The sequence below is a fragment of the Vibrio sp. Vb0667 genome (assembly GCF_033391095.1).
This window is the reverse complement of sequence record NZ_JAWPOL010000101.1, coordinates 1-1,842: the sequence shown is the minus strand read 5'-3', so window position 1 is coordinate 1,842 and position 1,842 is coordinate 1. Positions and strand designations below refer to the sequence as shown.

The 1,842-nt window shown below is 46.6% G+C and carries 1 protein-coding gene and 1 pseudogene; both read left to right on the top strand.

Annotated elements, in window-relative coordinates; all coding sequences use genetic code 11:
- Window positions 1-24: 24 nt before the first annotated feature.
- Window positions 25-1,668, top strand: coding sequence for a pilus (MSHA type) biogenesis protein MshL (gene mshL / locus R8269_RS23705; protein ID WP_020841334.1), 1,644 nt, complete (start codon window positions 25-27; stop codon window positions 1,666-1,668).
- Window positions 1,669-1,711: 43 nt separating this feature from the next.
- Window positions 1,712-1,842 (top strand): annotated as a pseudogene (locus R8269_RS23700) (MSHA biogenesis protein MshM); the annotation flags it as partial.

Here is a 1,842-nt window from a genome sequence, read left to right as displayed (position 1 = left end):
ATAATAACCAGAGCCCGATCAGATATGCGCAAATTAGTTGTAGGAATAACGATTGCTTCTTTAATGGGATGTTCGATGGGTCACCGCGATCCGGTTGAAGTGAAGCAAGCTCTCAATGAATCTATCAATCAAGCGAATAGCCGCGCGTTGGAGGAAATTCCTTCTTCGGTAGAAGCGGATCTTATGCCTAACTTAGACTCCAATGTTTCTTCTGATAACGGAACGTCAAAGCGTTTTCGTATCCAAGCCAATGCAGTAGAGGCGAGAAGTTTCTTTGCTTCATTGGTAAAAGGGACAGAATACAGCGTCGCGATTCATCCTGCGGTTCAAGGCAATATCACGGTCAACCTTTCTGACGTGACATTAGATGAAGTGCTTAGTGTTGTACAAAACATGTACGGTTACGATGTCATGAAATCGGGCAAAGTAATCCAAGTTTATCCGGCAGGTATGCGTACGGTGACGATTCCAGTCGACTACCTACAGTTTAAACGCTCAGGTCGCTCACTGACGAGCATTGTCACGGGTTCCGTTACTTCGGCTGGTACGTCTAGTTCTGGTGGTAGCTCTGACAGCTCAGACTCTTCAGATTCTAACAACAGCAATAACGGCAACGATAGCTCGACGACATCAACAGGCGGAACGCGCATTGAAACCATCACCGAAAGTGATTTTTGGCCAATGTTGCAACAAGCGGTGGCGAACTTAATTGGTTCGGGTAAAGGCCAAAGTGTGGTAGTTACGCCACAAGCTGGCGTGATCACCGTGCGAGCTTTCCCTGATGATATTCGTGAAGTGCGTGAGTTTTTGGGTGTGTCTCAAGAACGAATGCAGCGCCAGGTGATTCTTGAAGCGAAAATCTTAGAAGTCACGCTCAGCGATGGTTACCAGCAAGGTATTAACTGGTCGAACTTATCGGCGTCAATTGGTAACTCAGGCAGTATCATTGTTAATCGCCCCGCTTCTGCTCTGCCTCCATTAGATGCGATTGGTACGCTTCTTGGCGGTCAAACCAACGTTACGATATCTGATGGTAACTTCGAGGCTGTATTAAACTTTATGTCGACGCAAGGCGACCTCAATGTACTCTCAAGCCCACGTATTACGGCGGCGAACAACCAAAAATCAGTGATCAAAGTTGGTACCGATCAGTACTTCGTAACTGAGCTTTCCAGTAATGCGGGTAATGGTGAAAACTCTAATGCGGTTCCTGAAGTAGAACTGACGCCATTCTTCTCGGGCATTTCACTTGATGTGACGCCACAAATCGACAACAAGGGCAACGTGTTCTTGCATGTGCATCCAGCGGTCATTGAAGTCACAGAAGAAGTGAAGCAGTTAAATCTTGGTGGTGATTTTCAAAACATTCAATTGCCTTTGGCAAAAAGCTCGATTCGAGAATCTGATTCGGTCATTCGTGCGAAAGATGGCGATGTTGTGGTTATCGGCGGCTTGATGAAGCAACAAAATGTCGAGCAAGTGTCAAAAGTCCCATTCCTTGGCGACGTGCCAGCTCTGGGTCACTTGTTCCGCAACACTTCGAATGTGACGCAAAAAACCGAGCTAGTTATTCTGCTTAAACCGACCGTTGTTGGCGTGAACTCTTGGCAAAAAGAGCTAGAGCGCTCGCGTGATTTGCTGCAAGAGTGGTTCCCTGATGCGCAATAAGCGCAGAAGAAACGTTAGCTTTTCAAAGAGTTTGTGATTCGTTATGTACTTGTCGCATTTTGGATTTCGAGTTCAACCTTTCTCACTGACCCCAAATACGGAAATGTTTTTGGGGTTAGTGCCTCACTATGAGGCGATTCAAACCATCTTAGCCGCCGTGCAGATGGGAGAAGG